This window comes from Pseudomonas sp. MAG002Y (assembly GCF_019400845.1).
Lineage (GTDB): Bacteria > Pseudomonadota > Gammaproteobacteria > Pseudomonadales > Pseudomonadaceae > Chryseomonas > Chryseomonas luteola.
In genome coordinates this window covers 281,647-301,876 of sequence record NZ_WOEJ01000002.1, presented here as the reverse complement: position 1 = coordinate 301,876, position 20,230 = coordinate 281,647, and the positions used below count along the sequence as shown (strand labels likewise).

17 protein-coding genes and 1 tRNA gene are annotated in these 20,230 nt (G+C 56.7%); 10 read left to right on the top strand and 8 right to left on the bottom strand.

What is annotated here, in order from left to right; all coding sequences use genetic code 11:
* Nucleotides 1-204: 204 nt before the first annotated feature.
* From GM154_RS04305 to desA, 3 genes are all read right to left on the bottom strand, one after another.
* Complete coding sequence (locus GM154_RS04305; RefSeq protein ID WP_219651099.1) at nt 205-1,554, bottom strand: OprD family porin; 1,350 nt, start codon at nt 1,552-1,554, stop codon at nt 205-207.
* Nucleotides 1,555-1,759: 205 nt separating this feature from the next.
* Complete coding sequence (locus GM154_RS04300; RefSeq protein WP_073449874.1) at nt 1,760-2,731, bottom strand: sensor domain-containing diguanylate cyclase; 972 nt, start codon at nt 2,729-2,731, stop codon at nt 1,760-1,762.
* 109 nt (nt 2,732-2,840) lie between these two features.
* Nucleotides 2,841-4,037: a delta-9 fatty acid desaturase DesA gene (gene desA, locus GM154_RS04295; RefSeq protein WP_219651098.1), complete on the bottom strand. Its 1,197-nt coding sequence runs from the start codon at nt 4,035-4,037 to the stop codon at nt 2,841-2,843.
* 237 nt (nt 4,038-4,274) lie between these two features.
* Between desA and oscA the strand changes: the two genes are divergently transcribed.
* The 5 genes from oscA (at nt 4,275) to GM154_RS04270 (ending at nt 8,274) form a co-directional block, all read left to right on the top strand.
* A complete protein-coding gene (gene oscA / locus GM154_RS04290) occupies nt 4,275-4,457 on the top strand; it encodes a sulfur starvation response protein OscA (RefSeq protein WP_010795676.1) in 183 nt (60 codons plus the stop codon).
* Between the two features lie 79 nt (nt 4,458-4,536).
* Entirely contained in the window at nt 4,537-5,535 is a 999-nt protein-coding gene (locus GM154_RS04285; RefSeq protein ID WP_219651097.1) for a sulfate ABC transporter substrate-binding protein, read from the top strand.
* A gap of 79 nt (nt 5,536-5,614) precedes the next feature.
* Nucleotides 5,615-6,433, top strand: coding sequence for a sulfate ABC transporter permease subunit CysT (gene cysT / locus GM154_RS04280; protein WP_125887482.1), 819 nt, complete (start codon nt 5,615-5,617; stop codon nt 6,431-6,433).
* 9 nt (nt 6,434-6,442) lie between these two features.
* Nucleotides 6,443-7,306, top strand: coding sequence for a sulfate ABC transporter permease subunit CysW (cysW, locus tag GM154_RS04275; protein WP_219651096.1), 864 nt, complete (start codon nt 6,443-6,445; stop codon nt 7,304-7,306).
* Complete coding sequence (locus tag GM154_RS04270; protein ID WP_074822213.1) at nt 7,306-8,274, top strand: sulfate/molybdate ABC transporter ATP-binding protein; 969 nt, start codon at nt 7,306-7,308, stop codon at nt 8,272-8,274. The genes cysW and GM154_RS04270 overlap by 1 nt, the downstream gene beginning before the upstream one ends.
* 55 nt (nt 8,275-8,329) lie before the next feature.
* Here the strand turns inward: GM154_RS04270 and GM154_RS04265 are convergent, their stop codons facing one another.
* The 3 genes from GM154_RS04265 to gabD all read right to left on the bottom strand — a co-directional run bounded on the left by GM154_RS04265 (nt 8,330) and on the right by gabD (nt 12,706).
* Complete coding sequence (locus GM154_RS04265; RefSeq protein WP_219651095.1) at nt 8,330-9,430, bottom strand: SMP-30/gluconolactonase/LRE family protein; 1,101 nt, start codon at nt 9,428-9,430, stop codon at nt 8,330-8,332.
* A gap of 294 nt (nt 9,431-9,724) precedes the next feature.
* Nucleotides 9,725-11,005, bottom strand: coding sequence for a 4-aminobutyrate--2-oxoglutarate transaminase (gene gabT, locus GM154_RS04260; protein WP_219651094.1), 1,281 nt, complete (start codon nt 11,003-11,005; stop codon nt 9,725-9,727).
* Between the two features lie 252 nt (nt 11,006-11,257).
* The gene (gabD, locus tag GM154_RS04255; protein ID WP_010795683.1) at nt 11,258-12,706 is read right to left on the bottom strand and encodes an NADP-dependent succinate-semialdehyde dehydrogenase; all 1,449 of its coding nucleotides are present in this window, start codon (nt 12,704-12,706) and stop codon (nt 11,258-11,260) included.
* A 451-nt stretch (nt 12,707-13,157) separates the two neighbouring features.
* Here gabD and GM154_RS04250 point away from each other — a divergent pair.
* Nucleotides 13,158-13,234, top strand: a tRNA-Arg gene (locus tag GM154_RS04250).
* Nucleotides 13,235-13,305: 71 nt separating this feature from the next.
* Here GM154_RS04250 and GM154_RS04245 read toward each other — a convergent pair.
* Nucleotides 13,306-14,514, bottom strand: coding sequence for an ROK family transcriptional regulator (locus tag GM154_RS04245; RefSeq protein WP_219651093.1), 1,209 nt, complete (start codon nt 14,512-14,514; stop codon nt 13,306-13,308).
* A 212-nt stretch (nt 14,515-14,726) separates the two neighbouring features.
* On the opposite strand from GM154_RS04245, the gene GM154_RS04240 reads away from it, so the two are divergent.
* From GM154_RS04240 to GM154_RS04225, 4 genes are all read left to right on the top strand, one after another.
* On the top strand, nt 14,727-16,118 hold the full coding sequence (locus tag GM154_RS04240) for an APC family permease (protein ID WP_125887499.1): 1,392 nt from the start codon (nt 14,727-14,729) through the stop codon (nt 16,116-16,118).
* 10 nt (nt 16,119-16,128) lie between these two features.
* On the top strand, nt 16,129-17,154 hold the full coding sequence (locus GM154_RS04235) for an ROK family protein (RefSeq protein WP_258019712.1): 1,026 nt from the start codon (nt 16,129-16,131) through the stop codon (nt 17,152-17,154).
* A gap of 19 nt (nt 17,155-17,173) precedes the next feature.
* Nucleotides 17,174-18,202 (top strand): SIS domain-containing protein, encoded by a 1,029-nt coding sequence (locus GM154_RS04230; protein ID WP_219651092.1) that lies wholly within the window; start codon nt 17,174-17,176, stop codon nt 18,200-18,202.
* A gap of 180 nt (nt 18,203-18,382) precedes the next feature.
* Nucleotides 18,383-18,796, top strand: coding sequence for a topoisomerase DNA-binding C4 zinc finger domain-containing protein (locus GM154_RS04225; protein WP_074822194.1), 414 nt, complete (start codon nt 18,383-18,385; stop codon nt 18,794-18,796).
* On the opposite strand, the gene GM154_RS04220 is transcribed toward GM154_RS04225, so the two are convergent.
* Nucleotides 18,793-19,959 carry an MFS transporter gene (locus tag GM154_RS04220; protein ID WP_074822190.1) on the bottom strand — a complete coding sequence of 389 codons (1,167 nt, stop codon included), beginning with the start codon at nt 19,957-19,959 and terminating at the stop codon, nt 18,793-18,795. The two genes, GM154_RS04225 and GM154_RS04220, sit on opposite strands and share 4 nt — an antisense overlap.
* Nucleotides 19,960-20,230 lie beyond the last annotated feature (271 nt).

Below are 20,230 nucleotides of genomic sequence, written 5' to 3'. Positions count from 1 at the left end.
TGGATGGGCTGCCTTACCTCCTGCCGGAAGCGGCAAAACTAAAGTCAAACGTCTGGAGCGTCTACCTTTCAATGCACTCTTTTGGGGCAAAACACTTTTAGCCAAGTAGCGCTTTTTAGGCCGCTCACCTGTCGATACAGTATCCGCCGTGAGCACGTACAAAAAAGCCCGCCATAAAGGCGGGCTTTTTTCCGAACCGCTCTATTAGAGCAGCGGCAACGAGTAGCTGACGATCAGACGGTTTTCGTCTTGGTCGCGCTGGCCAGGGAACTCAGAACGATACACGGCGTTTTTCCATGTAAGGCCCAGCCCCTTGAACGTGCCCTGAGGAATAACATAAGCAACGGAGATATCACGCTCCCACTCGCTCTTGTCACCCGTAGAGTGTCTGGCATTATCAGCATTCAAGTAGGTAACACCAGCAGTCAGGCCTGGTACGCCAACAGTTGCGAAGTCATAGGCGTAGCGAACCTGCCAAGTGTCTTCGCCAGCCCGGTTAAACTTAGCAATCTGGGAATCTGTGTTGATATATGCAGAAGCGCCCTCACCCGTATTGATGAAGGGGAAGTCGCTGTCACCATTGGTGATCTGGTAGCCAGCAGCTACTGTGTGACCGGAAATGGTGTATGCAAACAGTGCGCTATAGAGCTGGTTGTCTACCTTGCCGCGGGTACGGCCGCTGCCGTAGTAGCCAGTAGAGCCATAAAGAGCTGTTTGTGTATCAGCATCTTTATTGTTGCCATTACCTTTGCTGTTGAAGTAGCGCAGGTCAGTCTTGAATGTACCGTCGCCTAGCTTGACGCTATGACCCAGCCCCAAGAAATGCTGGTTGTAGAAGTCTTCTAGCTGACCAAAATAATACTGCAACGTCAGGTCTTTAGTAACAGCGTAGTCAGCACCTGCAAAGCGGAACTGGTTGGAATCACGAGCGGTACGGCCACTGTTGGAGCCGCCAATTGAAAACGACTCACTACTGCTAGAGCCACGAGTCTTGGTGTGCTCAAGCTGACCAGCAATAAAGGTTACGCCATCAATTTCCTTTGACGTAACTTGACCGCCTTGGAAAGTTTGAGGCAACAAGCGGCCGTCGTTGATGGTTACAACGGGAAGCTTTGGAGAAAGTGTGCCGTAACGCAGCTCAGTCTTGGAAATCTTAGCTTTGGCAGTCAGGCCCAAGCTGCTGAATTCATTTTCATAGCTACCGTCTGTATCCAGTGGGAAGCTGCCGCTAGCACTGGGCTGACGCTCTGCCGTGGACTTACCGAGACGACCGCCGCCATCCAAACGCAAGCCCAACATACCAACAGCATCGACACCAAAACCAACGGTGCCTTCGGTAAAGCCGGACTGGTAGTTAAGCATGAAACCCTGGCCCCACTCTTCCACCTTGGAAGGATTATTGGTGCCATTACGGTTATCGGTGTTGATGTAGAAGTTCCGCATCGAAAGCGTTGCCTTGCTGTCTTCTACGAACCCAGCAGCTTGAGCGGAGGAAAAGGCGTACAGAGACAAGCAAGCGCTGGCGACAGCCAGAGCCAAAGGCTTCTTACCCATGAAAATAGATGCTCCAAACTATTTTTGTGTTGCTACTGAACTTATCGGTCGATAAGAACAGAACTTAAGCGTAGACCACTAGCAACACCGTTTTAACGCTATTTGAAATAAGGTTTCCCCGTCTTATTTCATGTAGCTATTAAAACCGTCATTAGTGACCGATTCCCTTGCAGGGGAGCAAACTAAATGTAAAAAGGGTTTTCGTCTACCCCTGGACGATTTGATCTTTACCCTGCCGCTTTGCCTTGTACATGGCCTCGTCAGCACGAGCGTAGAGGGCATCGAGCCCTTTGTCGTCTTCCTTGAGAACGGCCAATCCCTGACTGATCGTGACCCGCAAGGGGCCCTGGGGAGTAGGCACCATCAATTGGCGTACCGCTCGTTGCAAGCGCACCCCGATTTGCTCCGCCAGCTCTCGATCACAGCCCGGTAGCAGCAGCGCAAACTCTTCTCCACCGATGCGGCCAAACAGGTCGCCCCGGCGGATCATTTGGGCTCCACATTCAGCCACACGCTGAAGCACCAGATCGCCCATCTGGTGACCGAAACGGTCGTTGATTTTCTTGAAGTCGTCGATATCGAAAAGCAGAAAAGCCAGCGGCTCAGCGGTCGTTTTAGCCAACTCAAAGGCACGCTGTGCGCTCTCGAAGAAGTGACGTCGGTTACTGCTGCGCGTAAGCACGTCAGTTGTCGCCAGGCGCTGGAGTTCTTCCTCCATGCGCTTTTTCTCGGTGATGTCCTCGGCGATACCGACGACCAGCAGCGGCATACCAGCTTCGCTGCGCTGGCTGACAAAGCACTTGTCGCTTAGCCAGCGAATTTCTCCATCCCCTCGAATAATGCGGTATTCACGGGATTCCATGGCGCCCTGCTGAAGCACCTGGTTAAGCGTTTCCTGAACATATTCGACGTCATCGGGGTAGACGTTATTTATCCAGACGTCGTAGCTGGTCATGGCCAGGGCGATCGGCCGACCAAATACCTGCTCATAGGCAGGGCTTACGTAGATGATTTCACCAGTCTGCCAGTTGAGTGCCCACAGAACCGAATTAACGCTTTCCAGCAGAGCGCTAAAGAGTCTTTCACGTTCCCGCAGACGCTCAGCCTCAGCACGCGAATGCAGTAACGCGAGCATTGTTTCATCCGCAGAAAGCGGACCTAGCAGCTGTTCGTCCATAATGTCGCCGTTATATCAATCCAGCAGCATAAGAACATCATTCGGGTTTCCAGTTCCGCTGCCGAAAAGACAAAAGCCCGCCATTTGGCGGGCTTTTGTTCAAGTTTATTTAAGAAAGCGCTGAAGCCGTTGCTGGTCGCAGTGAGTACGTCTTCAGATGCTCTGCAAATTCCTTCAAGGATTGGATGCCACTTGTCTCCGCCTCGACAATCCACTCCTTCATGGCCGCTAGCATGTCATGTCCGTTGGCACTGGTCTTGACCCAGATATGCTGTAATGCCAAACGTTTCTCATAGATCAGTTTGAGCGACTGACTTTGCTCGAGCAGTGATTGAATTGTAGCGTGTTGGCGCTCTTTGAGCAGACTGGTTTCACGGGACAGCAACCGCTTTGCGCTACGGATCAACGGCCGCTTGGCTGGATCGGCCGTGCGCCACTCCTGCTTGACCAGGGGAGCAATGACCTGCTTTCGATATTGCGCCATGATCTGGAAGCGATTGTTGAGAATCGCCATGGCCGTATCCATATCGAGCAGCCCTTTCCCCTCCACGCGATGCGCGATGGGTGCCACGCGATTGACCTTTGCCAGCTTGAGCCAGGAAAAGAGCTTGATCCAGGCCCAGCCCATGTCGAATTCCCACTTCTTGACCGACAGCTTGGCCGAATTCGGATAGGTATGATGGTTGTTGTGCAGCTCTTCGCCACCAATGATGATGCCCCAAGGGATCAGGTTGGTAGCCGCGTCGCGGCACTCGAAATTGCGATAGCCCACAGCATGACCCAGGCCATTGACCACACCGGCTGCCCAGAAAGGAATCCAGGCCATCTGGATAGCCCAGACGCTTAGTCCGAGCGTACCGAACAAGGCGATGTCGATAAGGAACATGAGCAGAATGCCGCCGTTGGGATAACGGCTGTATACGTTACGCTCGAGCCAGTCGTCCGGGCAGTTCTTGCCGTAGATGCGCAAGGTTTCTTCGTTCTTGGCTTCCTCTTTATAGAGTTCGGCGCCTTTACGAACGACTGTACTGAGTCCCTTGAAAACCGGGCTGTGAGGATCGTCTTCGGTTTCGCATTTGGCGTGGTGCTTACGATGAATGGCAGTCCATTCACGGGTGTTCATGGCCGTGGTCAACCACAACCAGAAACGGAAAAAGTGCTTGAGCGCGGGATGAAGATCCAGCGAGCGATGAGCGGAATAACGGTGCAGATACACCGTGACGCTTACGATGGTGATGTGCGTGAGCACCAGCGTAACCGCAATCAGTTGCCACACTGAAAGATTGAGCAAGCCGTTGTACCACATAGTGCTGGCATTACCTCAGAGGGGGTAAGAATGAATACGCTCAGTGAACAGGCGTTCGCCCATTATTACTGAGTATTTACAGATGTCTACTCATGCTTTTGCTACGAATAATGTCACCGCTCGGCTTCTTAAAACATTAAAGCATAAGAAAATCACTAAATAGTATTTTAAGAAATAAGCCGTTTCCATCACTATGCGCTCACGCCGTTAACACGACATGACGATCAGGAAGACTCCATGAGCGCAACGCCCTTTCGTAGTCTGGATAACCACAACGACACCATTCTTCACGATATTCAAAACGCTCTGCAGGGCCTGCGCTTCGGCTCGGTCGAGATCACCGTGCATAACGGGCAGGTCGTGCAGATTGAACGCAAGGAAAAGTTTCGCCCGCAGCTACCTTCCAATAATAAGGCTTGAACGTCTATGCGACGTTCGTGCCATGCCACCGTCTATCCTAGTAGCCAACTCTAAATAAAAAGTCACAAGGAGCCGCTCCATGTTTATCCGCCGTTTCGCTTTGGCCGCGCTGGCCAGCGTATTGATTGCAGGGCCGGTCGCAGCCGCAACGGAACTGTTGAATGTGTCTTACGACCCGACACGTGAGCTGTACCAGGAGTACAACGCGGCGTTCGCCAAGCATTGGAAAAGCGAAACGGGTGAAGGCGTTACCGTCAAAAATTCGCACGGCGGTTCAGGCAAACAGGGGCGCTCGGTGATCGATGGGCTACGGGCGGATGTAGTCACGCTGGCCCTTGCAGGCGATATTGACCAGATCAGCAGCATCGGCAAGCTGCTGCCAGATAATTGGCAGACTCGTCTTCCCGATAACAGCACGCCCTATACTTCGACCATTGTTTTCTTGGTGCGCAAGGGTAACCCGAAAGGTATTCATGACTGGGCCGACCTGACCAAAGAAGGTGTAGAAGTCATTACACCCAATCCGAAAACGTCTGGCGGGGCTCGGTGGAATTTTTTGGCAGCCTGGGCCTGGGCCAAGAAACAGTACGGCACTGACGAGAAGGCACAGGCTTATGTGCAAGACCTCTATAAGCATGTCCCTGTACTGGATACCGGGGCGCGCGGTTCGACCATCACGTTCGTGAACAACCAGTTGGGCGACGTGCTCATTGCCTGGGAGAACGAGGCCTTTCTGGCCAAGAAGGAACAAGGCGGCGATCAGCTCGAGATCATCGTGCCGTCACTGTCCATTCTGGCTGAGCCGCCGGTAGCGGTGGTGGACAAGGTGGTCGATCGCAAGGGGACACGCAAGATTGCCGAGGCCTACCTGCAATACCTGTACAGTGAAGAGGGCCAGCGTATTGCCGCGAAGAACTTTTACCGTCCGCGTAACGAGAAGGTGGCTGCCGAGTTTGCCCAGCAGTTTCCGAGGCTTGAACTGGTAACCATCGATGACGCCTTTGGCGGCTGGAAATCGGCGCAGCCCAAATTCTTTAACGATGGCGGGATTTTCGACCAAATCTACCAGGGCCACTGATGCCCGGATGAGCTCCACAGAATGGCCCCGGCTAACCGGGGCCTTTTGCCAGGTCTGCGGGCCTGACTAAGGACACACTATGTCGCGTCGTACTTCCCCGGTCATACCCGGCTTCGGATTGACCCTGGGCTACACCATTGTCTACCTCAGCCTTCTTGTGCTGATTCCGTTGGGGGCCATGTTTGTCCATGCCGCCCAGCTTACCTGGGACCAGTTCTGGGCCATTATTACCGCACCGCGTGTATTGGCGGCTTTGCGCCTGAGCTTTGGCACCGCGTTTGCGTCCGCTGTTATCAACAGTGTTATCGGTGTACTGCTGGCGTGGGTACTGGTCCGCTACACCTTTCCCGGACGCAAGATCATCGATGCGATGATCGATCTGCCCTTTGCGTTGCCAACGGCCGTTGCCGGCATTGCCTTAACGGCGCTGTATGCTCCGGCCGGACTTATTGGCAGCCTGCTCCAACCGCTGGGCATCAAGATTGCGTTCACCCCGCTGGGTATCACCCTGGCGCTGGTGTTCGTCACGCTGCCGTTCGTAGTCCGTACCGTGCAGCCTGTGCTGGCGGACATTCCCAAGGAAATTGAAGAAGCGGCAGCCTGCCTCGGCGCCAAGCCGTTGCAGGTGTTTCGTCATGTTCTGTTACCGGCGATTCTTCCAGCGTGGCTGACCGGCTTCGCCCTGGCCTTCGCCCGCGGGGTGGGTGAGTACGGCTCGGTTATCTTCATTGCCGGCAATATGCCGATGAAGACTGAAATCCTGCCCCTGCTGATCATGGTCAAGCTCGATCAATACGACTATACCGGCGCCACGGCCATTGGCGTGATGATGCTAGTGGTGTCGTTCATCCTGCTGCTGGGCATCAACCTGCTGCAGCGCCGCATCGAGCATCCTTGAGGGAACACCATGAACACATCGAATCCATCCTCCCTCAGTGCCGCTCGGCGTGGCAGCCCCTGGGGGCGACGTATCCTGATCACAGCTACCTGGATCGTATTTACACTGTTTCTGTTGCTGCCCTTGTATATCGTCCTGTCGGAAGCTCTGAAAGAGGGGGTCGGCACGTTCTTTAGTGCCATCATCGAGCCGGATGCCTTGTCGGCTCTGAAACTGACGCTCATTGCGACCGGTATATCGCTGCCACTGAACGTAGTGTTTGGCGTGGCTGCGGCCTGGTGCGTGAGCAAGTACGAATTTCGTGGCAAGAGCATCCTGGTTACGTTGATCGATCTGCCCTTCTCTGTTTCGCCGGTCATCGCCGGTCTGGTGTATGTGCTGCTCTTCGGCGCGCAAGGACTGCTGGGTCCGTGGCTGCAGGATCACGATATTCAGATTATCTTTGCCGTACCCGGAATCGTGCTGGCGACCCTGTTCGTGACCTTTCCTTTCGTCGCCCGCGAACTGATTCCGTTGATGCAGGAGCAAGGCACGCAGGAAGAGGAAGCCGCGCGGCTGCTGGGCGCCAACGGCTGGCAGATGTTCTGGCATGTCACCCTGCCCAACATCAAATGGGGCCTGATCTATGGCGTGGTGCTGTGTAACGCACGTGCCATGGGTGAGTTTGGTGCGGTATCGGTCGTATCCGGCCATATCCGTGGCGTAACCAACACCCTGCCGTTGCATGTCGAGATCCTTTATAACGAATACAACCATGTGGCCGCGTTCAGCGTGGCCTCGCTGCTGCTGGCCCTGGCCCTGCTGACCCTGCTGCTCAAGCAGTGGAGCGAAAGCCGCCTCGCCAACCAGAACAGCACTCAGGAGACGCATTGATGAGCATCGAAATCCGTAATGTCAGCAAGCGCTTCGGTGCTTTCCAGGCCTTGAATGACATCAACCTTGATATCCAGAGCGGTGAACTGGTCGCCCTGCTAGGCCCTTCCGGCTGCGGCAAGACCACCCTGCTGCGGATCATTGCGGGCCTGGAAACACCGGACAACGGCAACATTGTCTTTCATGGCGAGGATGTCTCCGACCGTGACGTGCGGGATCGGAACGTAGGCTTCGTGTTCCAGCATTACGCCCTGTTCCGCCACATGACCGTGTTCGACAACGTGGCGTTTGGCCTACGCATGAAGCCCAAGCGCGAACGGCCCAGCGAGAAGGTGATTGCCGAAAAGGTCCACGAACTTCTAAACATGGTTCAGTTGGACTGGCTGGCCGACCGCTACCCTGAGCAGCTGTCCGGCGGCCAACGTCAGCGGATCGCCCTGGCGCGTGCGCTGGCGGTAGAGCCGAAGATTCTGCTGCTCGACGAGCCCTTCGGCGCGCTGGACGCCAAGGTACGCAAAGAGCTGCGCCGCTGGCTGGCTCGTCTGCATGAAGAAATCAACCTGACTTCCGTTTTCGTTACCCACGACCAGGAAGAAGCCATGGAGGTAGCAGATCGTATCGTGGTCATGAACAAGGGCGTGATTCAGCAGATCGGCTCGCCGGGCGAGGTGTATGAGCAACCTGCCAGCGATTTCGTCTATCACTTCCTGGGCGACTCGAACCGCCTGCAGGTCAATGGCTCGGAGATCATGTTCCGCCCCCACGAAGTCTCCATCAGCCGGGAGGCACTTACAGGGCATCAGCCTGCCGAGGTACGTGATGTTCGCCCGCTGGGTGCGACCACACGGGTGACGCTACGCGTGAATGGTCAGGATGAGCTGATTGAGGCAGAGGTCATCAAGGATCACGACAGCCTCATTGGCTTGCACAGAGGTGATGCTTTGTATTTCCGCCCCACCGTCAGCTGATCCTTATTATGAAAGCAGTCAGCCGTTGCCCAGCTGGCTGCTTTTTTATTGCCTGCTATAAATAGATCGCACCGCGCGTATTCACATACAGCGAATAGAGCGAGTGGCTGCTCGCCATGAAGAGGCGGTTACCGTTCAAACCACCGAAGCATAGATTCGGGCAGCGCTCCGGCAAACGGATATGACCGATCGCCTTGCCGGCCGGATTGAAGACCATCACGCCGTCCAGCTCCTCCGGCTTAGCCTCCGGGACACCTGGGCTTCCCCAGCCACACCAGAGATTACCGTCTTCGTCACACTTGATACCGTCCAGTGCCCCGTAATTTACACCTTCAATATGCTTGCGCCGCTCACCTAACGTACCGTCATCGTTGACCACATACGCCCAGACCAGACGGTTCGGCTTGGCACGCCCCTCGACCACATACAGGGTCTTTTCATCTGGCGAGAAGCACAGGCCATTGGGCCCTGCCAGATTATCGATCACCCGCGTGACCGCTCCCGTCTTGCCATCGATGCGGTAAACCCCATGCGGCAGCTCGGTCTGGACCTTATGCCCTTCATAGTTACTGTCGGCCTGGAACGGTGGATCGGTAAACCAGATGGAGTCGTCACGCTTCACAGCAATATCGTTCGGCGAGTTGAAGCGCTTGCCTTCGAACTGATCCGCCAGAACAGTGATGCGACCGTCGTATTCCATCCGCGTGATGCGGCGGCCTTCATGGGTAGTGGTTGACCCTTCGCAGATCAACAGGCGGCCCTGACGATCCCGGCACAAGCCATTGGAGTAATTGGAAGAATCACGGAAAACGCTCAGGCTACCGGTAACCTCGTCCCACCGCATGATGCGGTTATTGGGAATATCACTAACCAGCAGATACCGGCCATCCCCAAACCAGACCGGCCCTTCGAGCCAGCGCATGCCGGTGCCGAGCTTTTCAATGCTCGCGTTGAAAATGCGGTATTTGAGAAAGCTCTCATCCAGCACCTGAACCAGCGGATCCGGGTAACGCTCACTGAGCGGCTCGGGGCTTGCGGCTTCTGCAAGACCGAAGCGGCCCAGGGTTACAGACGCAGCCGAAAGGACGAGTGATGTTTTGAGAAAGCGCCTACGGGTATCGTCAGCCGTAGCGCCATGCTGCTGTTGATCAGCCATGGGGGCATTACTCCTTGTTCTTATTATGGATAGCCTGCCGAAACGTGGCGACGGGCCTGTCATCCTCCCGACAGCAACGCCCACATTGGCCGCTCGTGCTGCATACAGCACAGGAGCATTCGAAGAGGAAAGACAGACTCTAGACAAGTCATCGTATGACTTGCAAGGAAAAGGCTGCAGAACGTCTCACAAAGCGGCCTAAAGGCTCTAAATCAGCGCCTTAAATCATCAGACAACTTTTTTCCAGATAATAAAAAACCGCCGCGAAAGCGGCGGTTCTTGTCATGCAGCAGATCAGGCCAGTTCGTCGAAGCACTCGCCGATAATGCTGATACCGCGCTGCAGGTCTTCATCGCTGACAGTCAGCGGAACCAGGATACGCAGTACGTTCCCGTAGGTGCCGCAGCTGAGCATGATCAGGTTCTTTTCACGGGCACGTACCACAATCTGGCTGGCCAATGCACCGTTGGGCTTGTGGACGTCACCGTCTTCACCCAGCTCGACCGCAATCATGGCACCCAGGCCGCGCACATCGACAATCGCCTTGTGCTTGGCAGCAATGGCCTTGAGGTCTGCCGTCAGCTGCTCGCCCACAGCCTTGGAGCGGTCCAGCAGCTTCTCTTCCTCAAACGCATCGATGACAGCCAATGCCGCCGCACACGCCAGCGGGTTACCGGCATAGGTACCGCCCAGGCCGCCAGCGCCCACGGAATCCATCACAGTCGCGCGGCCCGTAACGCCCGATAGCGGGAAGCCACCCGCGATAGACTTGGCAAAGGTGACCAGATCAGCATCAACGCCCATCTGCTCCATCGCGAAGAAAGTACCGGTACGGCCAGCGCCCGACTGGACCTCATCGGCAATCAGCAGAATGCCGTGGTCGTCGCACAGCTTGCGCAGGCGAACCATGAATTCTTTCGGTGCTGCATAGAAACCGCCTTCGCCCTGTACCGGCTCAAGAATGATCGCTGCGATATCACCCGGCTGTGCGTCGTTCTTGAACACACGCTCCACGCTTGCAATAGCGTCGTCCACGGTGATGCCATGCAGCTCGCAGGGGTACAGAGCGCGGAACACACCACCCGGCATGAGACCCATGCCAGCCGAGTACGGAGCGACCTTGCCGGTAAGCGAAAGAGTCATCATGGTACGGCCGTGGTAGGCGCTGGTAAACGCGATGACACCGGCGCGCTGAGTGGCTGCACGGGCAATCTTCACCGCATTTTCAACGGCTTCAGAGCCTGAGTTGAACAGTGCGGTCTTTTTAGGGAAGTTGCCCGGCACCAGCTGGTTGAGCTTTTCGCAAAGGGCGACATAGGGCTCGTACGCCAGTACCTGGAAGCAGGTATGGGACACCTTCTTCAGCTGCTCCTGTACGGCCGCCACAACCTTGGGATGCAGATGGCCGGTATTCAGCACAGCGATACCGCCGGCAAAATCCAGGTATTCGTTGCCTTCGACGTCCCATACCTTGGCATTCTCGGCGCGGTCGACAAAGATTGGGTGAGTCTGTCCAACGCCACGGGGTACAGCGGCGTTACGGCGATGCATCAGGGAAGCGTTTGTATCAGTCATGGTGTCCTCTTGAGCTGCTCATCGTCAGCCAGATAGGGAGTAAAAGCGAGCACCGGTCGCAGGGCAGCATACGATGATCGACTGCCAACAACGCCAGCCACTCGCCGGAGGTAGCGCGTTATCACACTGCTCGCCCAAGGCGATGACACCCTGAGCGAGGGAACTACAAGACGACTACCGGAAAACTGGTTTGGCCTTGGGCCAACCGGGGTCCGACAGCCATCAACGTCTGTTAACCAGACGCCGTGGCGATCAAACACCCAGGCAGAGGTATTTGATTTCCAGATAGTCTTCCATACCGTACTTGGAGCCTTCACGGCCCAGGCCGGACGACTTCACGCCACCGAACGGTGCCACTTCGGTAGAGATCAGGCCGGTGTTGATACCTACCATGCCAGACTCCAGCGCCTCAGCCACACGGAAGACGCGGGACAGGTCGCGGGCATAGAAGTACGCGGCCAGACCGAACTCGGTATCGTTCGCACGGGCGATGGCTTCTTCTTCCGTCTTGAAGCGGAACAGCGGAGCCAGCGGGCCGAAAGTTTCTTCTTTCGAGACCTTGGCGTCTGCCGGTACGTTAATCATGATGGTCGGCTCAAAGTAGCTGCCGCCCAGCTGGTGAGCCTTGCCGCCTGTGATCACCTGGGCACCGTGGGACACGGCGTCCTCAATGTGCTCCTTGACCTTGGCAGCCGCCTTGTCGTCGATGAGCGGGCCAATCGCAACGCCCTCTTCCAGGCCGTTGCCCACTTTGAGCTTCTCGACCGCTGCCTTGAATTTCTCGGCAAACGCGTCGTACACGCCATCCTGTACATAAATACGGTTGACGCAGACACAGGTCTGGCCCGCATTGCGATATTTGGAGATGAGCGCGCCCTGAACGGCGGCATCCAGATCGGCATCGTCAAATACAATGAACGGTGCGTTACCACCTAGCTCCAGAGACACCTTCTTAATGCCTGGGGAGCACTGCTCCATCAGCTTGGCTCCAATCTCGGTAGAGCCAGTGAAGGACAGCTTGCGAACAGTCGGGTTGCTGGTCAGCTCGGCGCCGATTTCGGACGCGCTGCCTGTAACCACGCTCAGTACCCCTTTTGGAATGCCGGCACGCTCGGCCAGCTCGGCCATAGCCAGTGCGGTGAATGGCGTCTGGCTGGCAGGTTTGATGACCATGGTGCAACCGGCTGCCAGGGCAGGACCGGCTTTACGGGTGATCATGGCGGCCGGGAAGTTCCAGGGCGTGATCGCTGCTGTTACCCCAATCGGCTGCTTGATAACGATAATGCGCTTATCCGCCTGATGGCCGGGAATGGTATCGCCATAAACGCGCTTGGCCTCTTCAGCGAACCACTCAATAAAGGATGCGGCATAAGTGATCTCGCCCTTGGCTTCGGCCAACGGCTTGCCCTGCTCCAGCGTCATCAGGCGACCCAGGTCGTCCTGGTTCTCGATCATCAGCTCAAACCAGCGACGCAGCTTCTGCGAACGCTCCTTGGCCGTCAGATCACGCCAGGCCGGCAGGGCGCGCTCGGCAGCCTCGATGGCGCGCTTGGTTTCCGCGCGGCCCATCTTTGGTACTGTTCCCAAGGTTTCGCCCGTGGCCGGGTTACCCACGTTGATCGTCTGGCCGCCGTCGGCATCCATCCAGGCTCCATCAATGTAAGCCTGCTGTCGGAACAGTGAAGCATCTTTCAATTGCATGAAGGTCTCCTCGAAGAGATTTCAGTGTCGACGGGGCCACTTTATTAAACCCCGCTGACGATATTCTGAATGGGAAAGGCAACAGCGCTTTCCGTTCAACTCTTTTATCGCGAATCGATAACCATCCCTCACCCTGAATTCAAAGGGTTATGAAGAGACAATGATTGGCGGTATACAGCGGAACACGGCCCATCGCCGGACGAGCCGATGGATGACGTGGCGAACGCCTGCCAAACTAAAACGGCAAGCGTTCAAAATCTCAAACGCATGCTAGGCTTCCGCTAACATAAGCGCAATATGTGTTCGATAAAAACAACGCACGCTGCTTTATAGAAGAAATAAACCGTCAGAGAAGCTACGAAGCCAACCCGCTGATTTTGCTTGGAAACACGAACGCGCAACAGGGCATGGACGTTCCGCCCTGACATGCGTATCATGTCGCCCTCGTAACGCATCCGTAGCTCAGCTGGATAGAGTACTGCCCTCCGAAGGCAGGGGTCGTGGGTTCGAATCCCGCCGGATGCGCCAGATACCTGTTTCGACATGCGCTGCATGTAGCGAAACACCAAAAGCCCGCCTTGTGCGGGCTTTTTTGTTTCTTATCCCCTTTCGGCTTTGAGCAACGTTTCGTAATGTGGGCTGATTTCGGTCAGGATGACCAGGGCGGCAGCACCAAGGGCGACCGTGTCCGGGCCCGCAGCGCCGAGTTGGATGCGGGGGTATTCACGGTCCGGCCGGCGGCTGACCGAGACGGGTAGCGGCGCTAGCCGGTTTACCAGTTGCTTGAGAATTGGCTCAGGCAGAAAACCGCTGATAAGGATGGTTTGCGGGTCCAGGAGGGATTCGAGGATGTTGATGGCTTGTCGCAGGGCAGGTACGGCCTCATTCAGCCAGGCGTCGACGCCTTGCCTGAAGGCGGCGGTGTTGCAGTCCCAGGTGGCAATATCCTGATCGGCGGTCTGTCCCAGGTGTTCAAGCAGCGAGGCGATAGACACATATCGCTCCAGACAACCCGTGTTTCCGCAGTAGCAGACCTTGCCGTCAGGAATGACGGACATGTGGCCGATCTCTCCGGCGTTATGCCAGTGCCCGGGATACAGGCGATTCTCCAGATACAGCCCTGCCCCCAGACCGCTGCCAATGAACAGATGCACAAAGTTTTGCAGATCACTGGCAACGCCGTGTAGCCGCTCGCCCATGGTGGCGGCGGTTGCGTCGTTTTCGATAAGCACGGGCAATTCCAGCGCCTCTTCAAGGCGCGAGGGAATGGCAGGGTCATCCCAGCCGGATAGAGCCGTTGGGCCAACGGCAGTGATGCCTTCCACGTCGAACGGCCCAGGCAAGGCAATACCGACACCGATGAAGCGATGCGAGGGAAACTGTGCCCGGAAGCGGCCAACAGTTTCAGTGAGCAGGGGCAGCGCTTCGTCAAAGGTGGGGTAATCGACCGGCAGGCTGGCCTGCGTCTGACACTCTCCGAGTAGATCAAGCAGCACGGCAATGATGCGATGCTGCTCGACATGAAAGCCGATGGCATAGCCGCCCTGAGGGTTGATCGACAGGGGAACCGGGGGCTGGCCCCGGCCAACCTTTTCCGGCGCATGGGCGAGCAGCACGCCCTCCTCCTGCAGCTCCGTCACGATGTTCGAGACGGTTTGAGCGGTAAGGGAGGTCAGCCTTGTCAGGTCGGCACGAGTCAGCCGTCCACCCAGGCGGATGGCTTCCAGAATGACCCGGCGATTATGCAGGCGGGCGTGTTCGGCATTGGTGCCGGTGGTCACGATGCGTTTGGTAGATGCCTTTCTCATGTTTACATCATCAGGAGCGCGTATTAATTAAATCAAGTTGAATTAATATAAAGCCTATGGTCTTCTAAGGGTGGTTCGCTGTTTGGCATGTGCTCACCTGACCAAAGCGATCCCTTCACTACAACAACAATGCCGAATCGGTAGAGCCGATCGATGTCACGAAGAATCTTTCATCTGCCCATCCTTTACCTTTCGAGCGAAGAGATCGTCCTATGCCGTCATCACCCGTAACCGGCCAGCCTTCCTCCGGCCTCAAGAAAAAACTTGGTCTGTTTCCCGCCACTACGCTCAACATGAGCCAGATGTGTGGTGTGGGGCCTTTCATTACCATTCCAACCATGATTGTCATCATGGGCGGCCCACAGGCCTATCTCGGCTGGATACTGGGCGCCCTGCTGGCCCTGTGCGATGGTCTGGTATGGGCGGAGCTGGGTGCGGCATTGCCAGGTGCCGGGGGTACCTATGTGTACCTGCGCGAGGCCTTTGGCAAACGCACGGGAAAGCTGATGCCCTTTCTGTTTATCTGGACGGCGATGCTATTCATTCCGCTGATCATGTCCACGGGAATTATCGGGTTCGTTCAATACCTCACCTGGTTCTGGCCGGACATGAGCCAGACAGCAGGTAATGTGATTGGCCTGGGACTTATCTGGCTGATCATCGGGCTGTTGTGGCGCAAGATCGAGTCGGTCGCCAAGCTGGGCATCGTGCTGTGGGTGATCATGCTGATCAGCATTGGCAGTCTCATTACTGCAGCCCTCTCCCACTTTCACCCTGAGCTGGCCTTCAGCTTTCCCGAGGGGGCGTTTGATCTTTCCGACAGTGGCTTCTGGCTTGGTATGGCTGGAGGACTAACAATCGGCATTTACGACTACCTGGGCTATAACACCTCGGCCTACCTTGCCGGTGAGGTTGACCAGCCGGGCCGCGTGATTCCCAGGTCCATCATCTTTTCGATTCTCGGCATTCTCGCCATTTACCTGTTGATGCAGGTAGGCGTACTGGGCGTCGTGGATTGGCATCGCATGCTTGATCCCAATTCGGCGGCTTATAAATCCGTGGCCTCGGTGGTACTGAGCGAAACATGGGGCGCTACAGCGGCCAATGTCGTGACGGTTCTGATTCTGATCACTGCGTTGGCTTCAGTGTTCGCAGGGCTTCTGGGCGGCTCGCGGGTGCCGTATGAAGCGGCGAGGGACAAGGTGTTCTTCCAGGCGTTTGCCAAGGTGCATGCCCGCCATGAGTTCCCAACGTATGGGCTGCTGAGCATGGGTGTGCTGACGTCGATCGGCTTCATGATCGGCCGGTTGAGCGACCTGACCACGCTGATCCAGCTTCTGACAACCGTCATGATTCTGGTGCAGTCTGTTGCCCAGATCATTGCACTGTTCGTGCTGCGCAAGAACCAACCGCACCTGAAACGGCCTTATGCGATGTGGCTTTACCCGGTGCCGGCCGTTATTGCGCTGGTGGGCTGGGTCTATATCTACATGGCCTCCAACCATAACGCACCCGGTGCCTACCCGATCCAGTGGTCATTGGTCTGGCTGCTGGTGGGTGGCGGCGCCTATCTCCTGTGGGCGCGTACACACCGGCTCTCCTGACTGTAGCGCCATGACACAAGCACTTGAAAAAGAGAGTCTCACCATGCCTGATCAGGGCGTACTGCTGGCCATCGATGTTGGCGGTACTAAAACCCACATTGCCTGCTATGACCCCGCCCGCGAACAGCTGGCGACTCGGATCCTGGCGACCCATGCAGAGGGCCTGCTTGGCGAGCCGGCCCTGATGCGCCTGCTTGAGGCCGCACGGGAATGTGCACAGCAACTCGGCGCAACGACCATTCGCAGCGTGGCAGGCGTGTTCCCGGGTGTCGTACGTGGTCATACCTTGCTGATGGCACCTAATACACCCGGCTTTGAAGGGCTCGACCTGCACGGCTTGATTGCTCAAGGGTTGGGTACGCCTGCGGTCATGCTGGACAACGACGTCAAGGCCGGTGCATTGGCCGAGGCACGTTGGGGTAGCCTGCAAGGTATCGATCATGCCCTCTACCTGAATCTGGGCACGGGGCTCTCTGCCGCAGCCATTGCCAATGGGCAGCTGATCCGTGGGCATAACGGCGCCGCCATGGAGATTGGCTATATGTTGTCACCTTTTCTGGACCCTGAGCGCGTATCGGACTGGTACAGCCACGAGCAAGGTGGCGCCCCGCTGGAGGAGCTATTTTCCGGAACGGCCCTGAATCAGCTGGCCGTTGAGCTGCTCGGGCCGGGCCACCAGGCGCTCGACCTGTTCGCCAGCCAGGAGCCTCGTGCTCAGCAGGCGCTGCATGTGCGGATTGCTGCCTGTACCGCTCAGGTGGCCAATCTGGCGATCGCCCTGGATGTTGGCCGCATTGCCATTGGTGGAGGGCTTTATCGGCAAGCGGCAACGCTGGCCCCGCTCATCAAGCACATGATCAACCGTACTGTTCCCTTTGCGCCTGAAATCGTCACGGCGCATTTCACGCACGACGCGCCTCTATGGGGCGCGCTGAGTATGGCTATGGATGCCGCCGGGCTTGCTTTTATCCCCGAGCAGATCCTGAGCCAAACCGAGCTTCTTTCCACACCGGACGCTACAGCGTCCGAAGGTTGACATCCCGAAGGTAACTGCAATGTCCCTGATGTTGAATGAAACCCAGTCCATTCCTGCCGTCCTGCAACGTATGCTGGACGATGACAGTGCGGTTACGGCACTGGCAGACCGTCTGGCTCGCAATCTGCCCGATCTCATGATGACCGTGGCGCGGGGCAGCTCGGATCACGCAGCCGCCTATTTCGCTCATCTAATGATGTGCCGGATCGGCATTCCCAGCCTTTCCATGCCGCTTTCGCTGGTCAGCCTCAATCAGCCACCCCTGCGCTTCAACAATGCCTGGGTGGCGGCGCTTTCCCAGTCCGGCAAGAGTCCGGACCTGATTGCCAGCGTTCGTTATTTGAAATCCCGCGGCGCTAGGGCCACTGCCCTGGTGAACACCCCCGATTCGCCTCTGGCGGCAATTGCTGATGGTGAAGTCTTGCTGCCTGCCGGACTTGAGCAAAGTGTGGCTGCCACCAAGAGCTATGTTGCCATGCTGATGGCAGCCGCCCAGACAGTAGGTTATCTGGAGCGCAACCTGGATATGGGGTCAGACCTACTACAGGCGCTCCAGACATTGCCTCAGCAGATGGAGCGTGCCGTGGAGGCAGACTGGTCCAGGGCCATCGAGGTGCTGACACCGGCCGACAGGATGCTGGTCATCGGCAGAGGCCCAGCCCTGCCAATCGCCATGGAAGCAGCCCTGAAGCTGAAGGAAACCTGCGGCATACAGGCCGAAGCCTTTTCCAGTGCAGAGGTTAAGCACGGCCCGATGGAGATCATTACCGAAGGGTATCCGGTTCTGGTTTTTGCGCCTGCAGGTCCCGAGCAGGCCGGCACGCTAGCGTTCGCCCAAGAGATGCGTGCGCGTGGGGCCCAGGTATTGGTGGTTGCAACCGAGGATAATGACGGCGTCGATTTACCCAGCGCCCGGACCGACCATGCCATGCTGGAGCCTTTCACTCTGATCCAGAGCTTTTATGTTCTTGCCGAGGCATTGGCCAAGGCGCGCGGTTGCAACCCTGATCAGCCGCGTTACTTGAAAAAGGTAACCGAGACGCATTGATGAGCGCCTGCATGCTCTCGCCATGAATGCCACCTCTCCCATTCATTGATGACAAAACAAAGCCCCGACACTCCGCTGGTCGGGGCTTTTTGTCTCCGGCTTAAGCTTGAATGTCCTTTGCCGATAGCCCTCGCATATCAGGCGCACTGTGCGCCGCGCATCAGCCAAATGGATAGAGTCATGGGACGCATGCCGCTTACGCAAAAGGCATTCACTGGATCAGTGCTTTTTCTTCTACCTTGCCTGACATGGGCCGAGGATGCGGCGGCCGGGGCACTTTCCGTCAGCGATGCCGCGATCATGCTGGGTATTGTTGGCGTACTGGTAGCCTGGAGCGTCTATGAAGGGTTGCGCAGCAGTCGAGTACCTCAAAAACCCGCGCCGCACCATTCGATCATTGCTGCCAATGCACCTTTGGTTACACCCTGGCAGGCCAACGCGGAGAATTGCCCGTTCTGCTCGGCGCCCATGAGCCTGCGCACGGCCAAGGCTGGCAAGAGCTTTTATGGTTGCAGCCGCGCCCCTGTCTGCCGGGGAACAAAGCTCATCAGCCACTCTGCGAGAACGCATGGCTCTCGTCTATCGAATCTCTAATCATGTTGCTCCAGTCTGAGGGCACGTCCGCCCCTTGCCTTCAGGGCACACAGTACGAATAAGCCAGCCGCTGCGGCCAATACCAGTGGCAGACCATTTGGTCCTGCGGACATGGCTGCGCCACTCAGGATGGGACCAGCAAGACTTCCCACGCCCCACAGAAACCCTGCACTGGCATTGGCGGTAATCAGGTCCTGCCCTTGAAAATGCTGCCCGATAAGGGTGATAGCCAAGGTATAGACGCCACCGGCTACCGCACCCAGTATGACCAGCACAGGCCAAAGCAACGCTTGCATCTGGATCAACCAGGGCAGCGCGAGGCCGATCAGCAAGGCAATCAGGCCGCAGCCGAGGTAAAGGTGGTTGCGGTTGAAGCGATCAGACAGGCAACCCAGCGGGTATTGCAGGCAGGTGTCACCCAGCAGAATAACGGTCGCCATCAGTGCGGCCAGTGCAACCTCGTAACCGTGGCTCAAGGCAAACACGGGAAACATGGACAGCACGACGCTATCAAAAAAGGAGAAGAACACGACGCCTGCGCAGATCACAGGGGCGACCTTCAGAAAGCCCAACACAGTAAAGGTTTTTTCCTCGACGGTAGCCTTACCGGCGATGGGGTTGGGCAGAAATCGCGCGGTAGCCAGCAAACACACAGCAAAGATCGCCAGAACGATGCCTGTCACCCAGGCACTGCTCGGGCCCAAGGCGGAAACCATGGCAGGCCCAAGCAGCTGAAAACCGGTGAAGAATGTGGCGTACAGGGAGACAACACGACCACGGTTGGATTCATCGGCAATCTCGTTGACCCAGGCCTCCCCCAGAATAACGATCAGCCCTGCCCCTACCCCCATCAGAAAGCGGAATAACCCTAGCGAGATGAGTTCGGTTCTGAAGACTTCCAGCATGGCGATACTGATCATGGAGAGAAGAAAGCACAGCAGGTAGATGTGCTTGCGGCCAAGCCGTGCGGTGAGCCATTCGACGATAAAGGCCGTTACGAGCATACCGGCGGCCGGCAAGGCCGAAAGGATGCCAATGGTCAGGTTGGGGATATCCGCTTCGTGCAGGCGTAGCGCCACGACGGGAATGGTGGCGCCGATACTGAGGCCGACGACAGAAATGCCGACAATCAGCACGGCAAGGATCAGTTTGTTGGGCAGCACACATCAACTCCACGCAAGCCATTCGGGCTGCGTCTCGATACTCATCAGGTAATAGGTGTCCGGCGTTATGGGGTGCCGGTTCAATAGGCTTATTCATACTCAGGGATAAGCGTGTCTTATTAGCTAGCTTACTGTAAGCCCCGTACCCTTACTAATTGTTGGATCCTGTGCTCTGCCGTTTATCAAGCGGCTTATTTTTCAAACTGCTCTCGCTCAAGACTTGCCAGGTCCAGCCGATGCGCTGTAACAACTTTCACGGGCTGAAACGTGC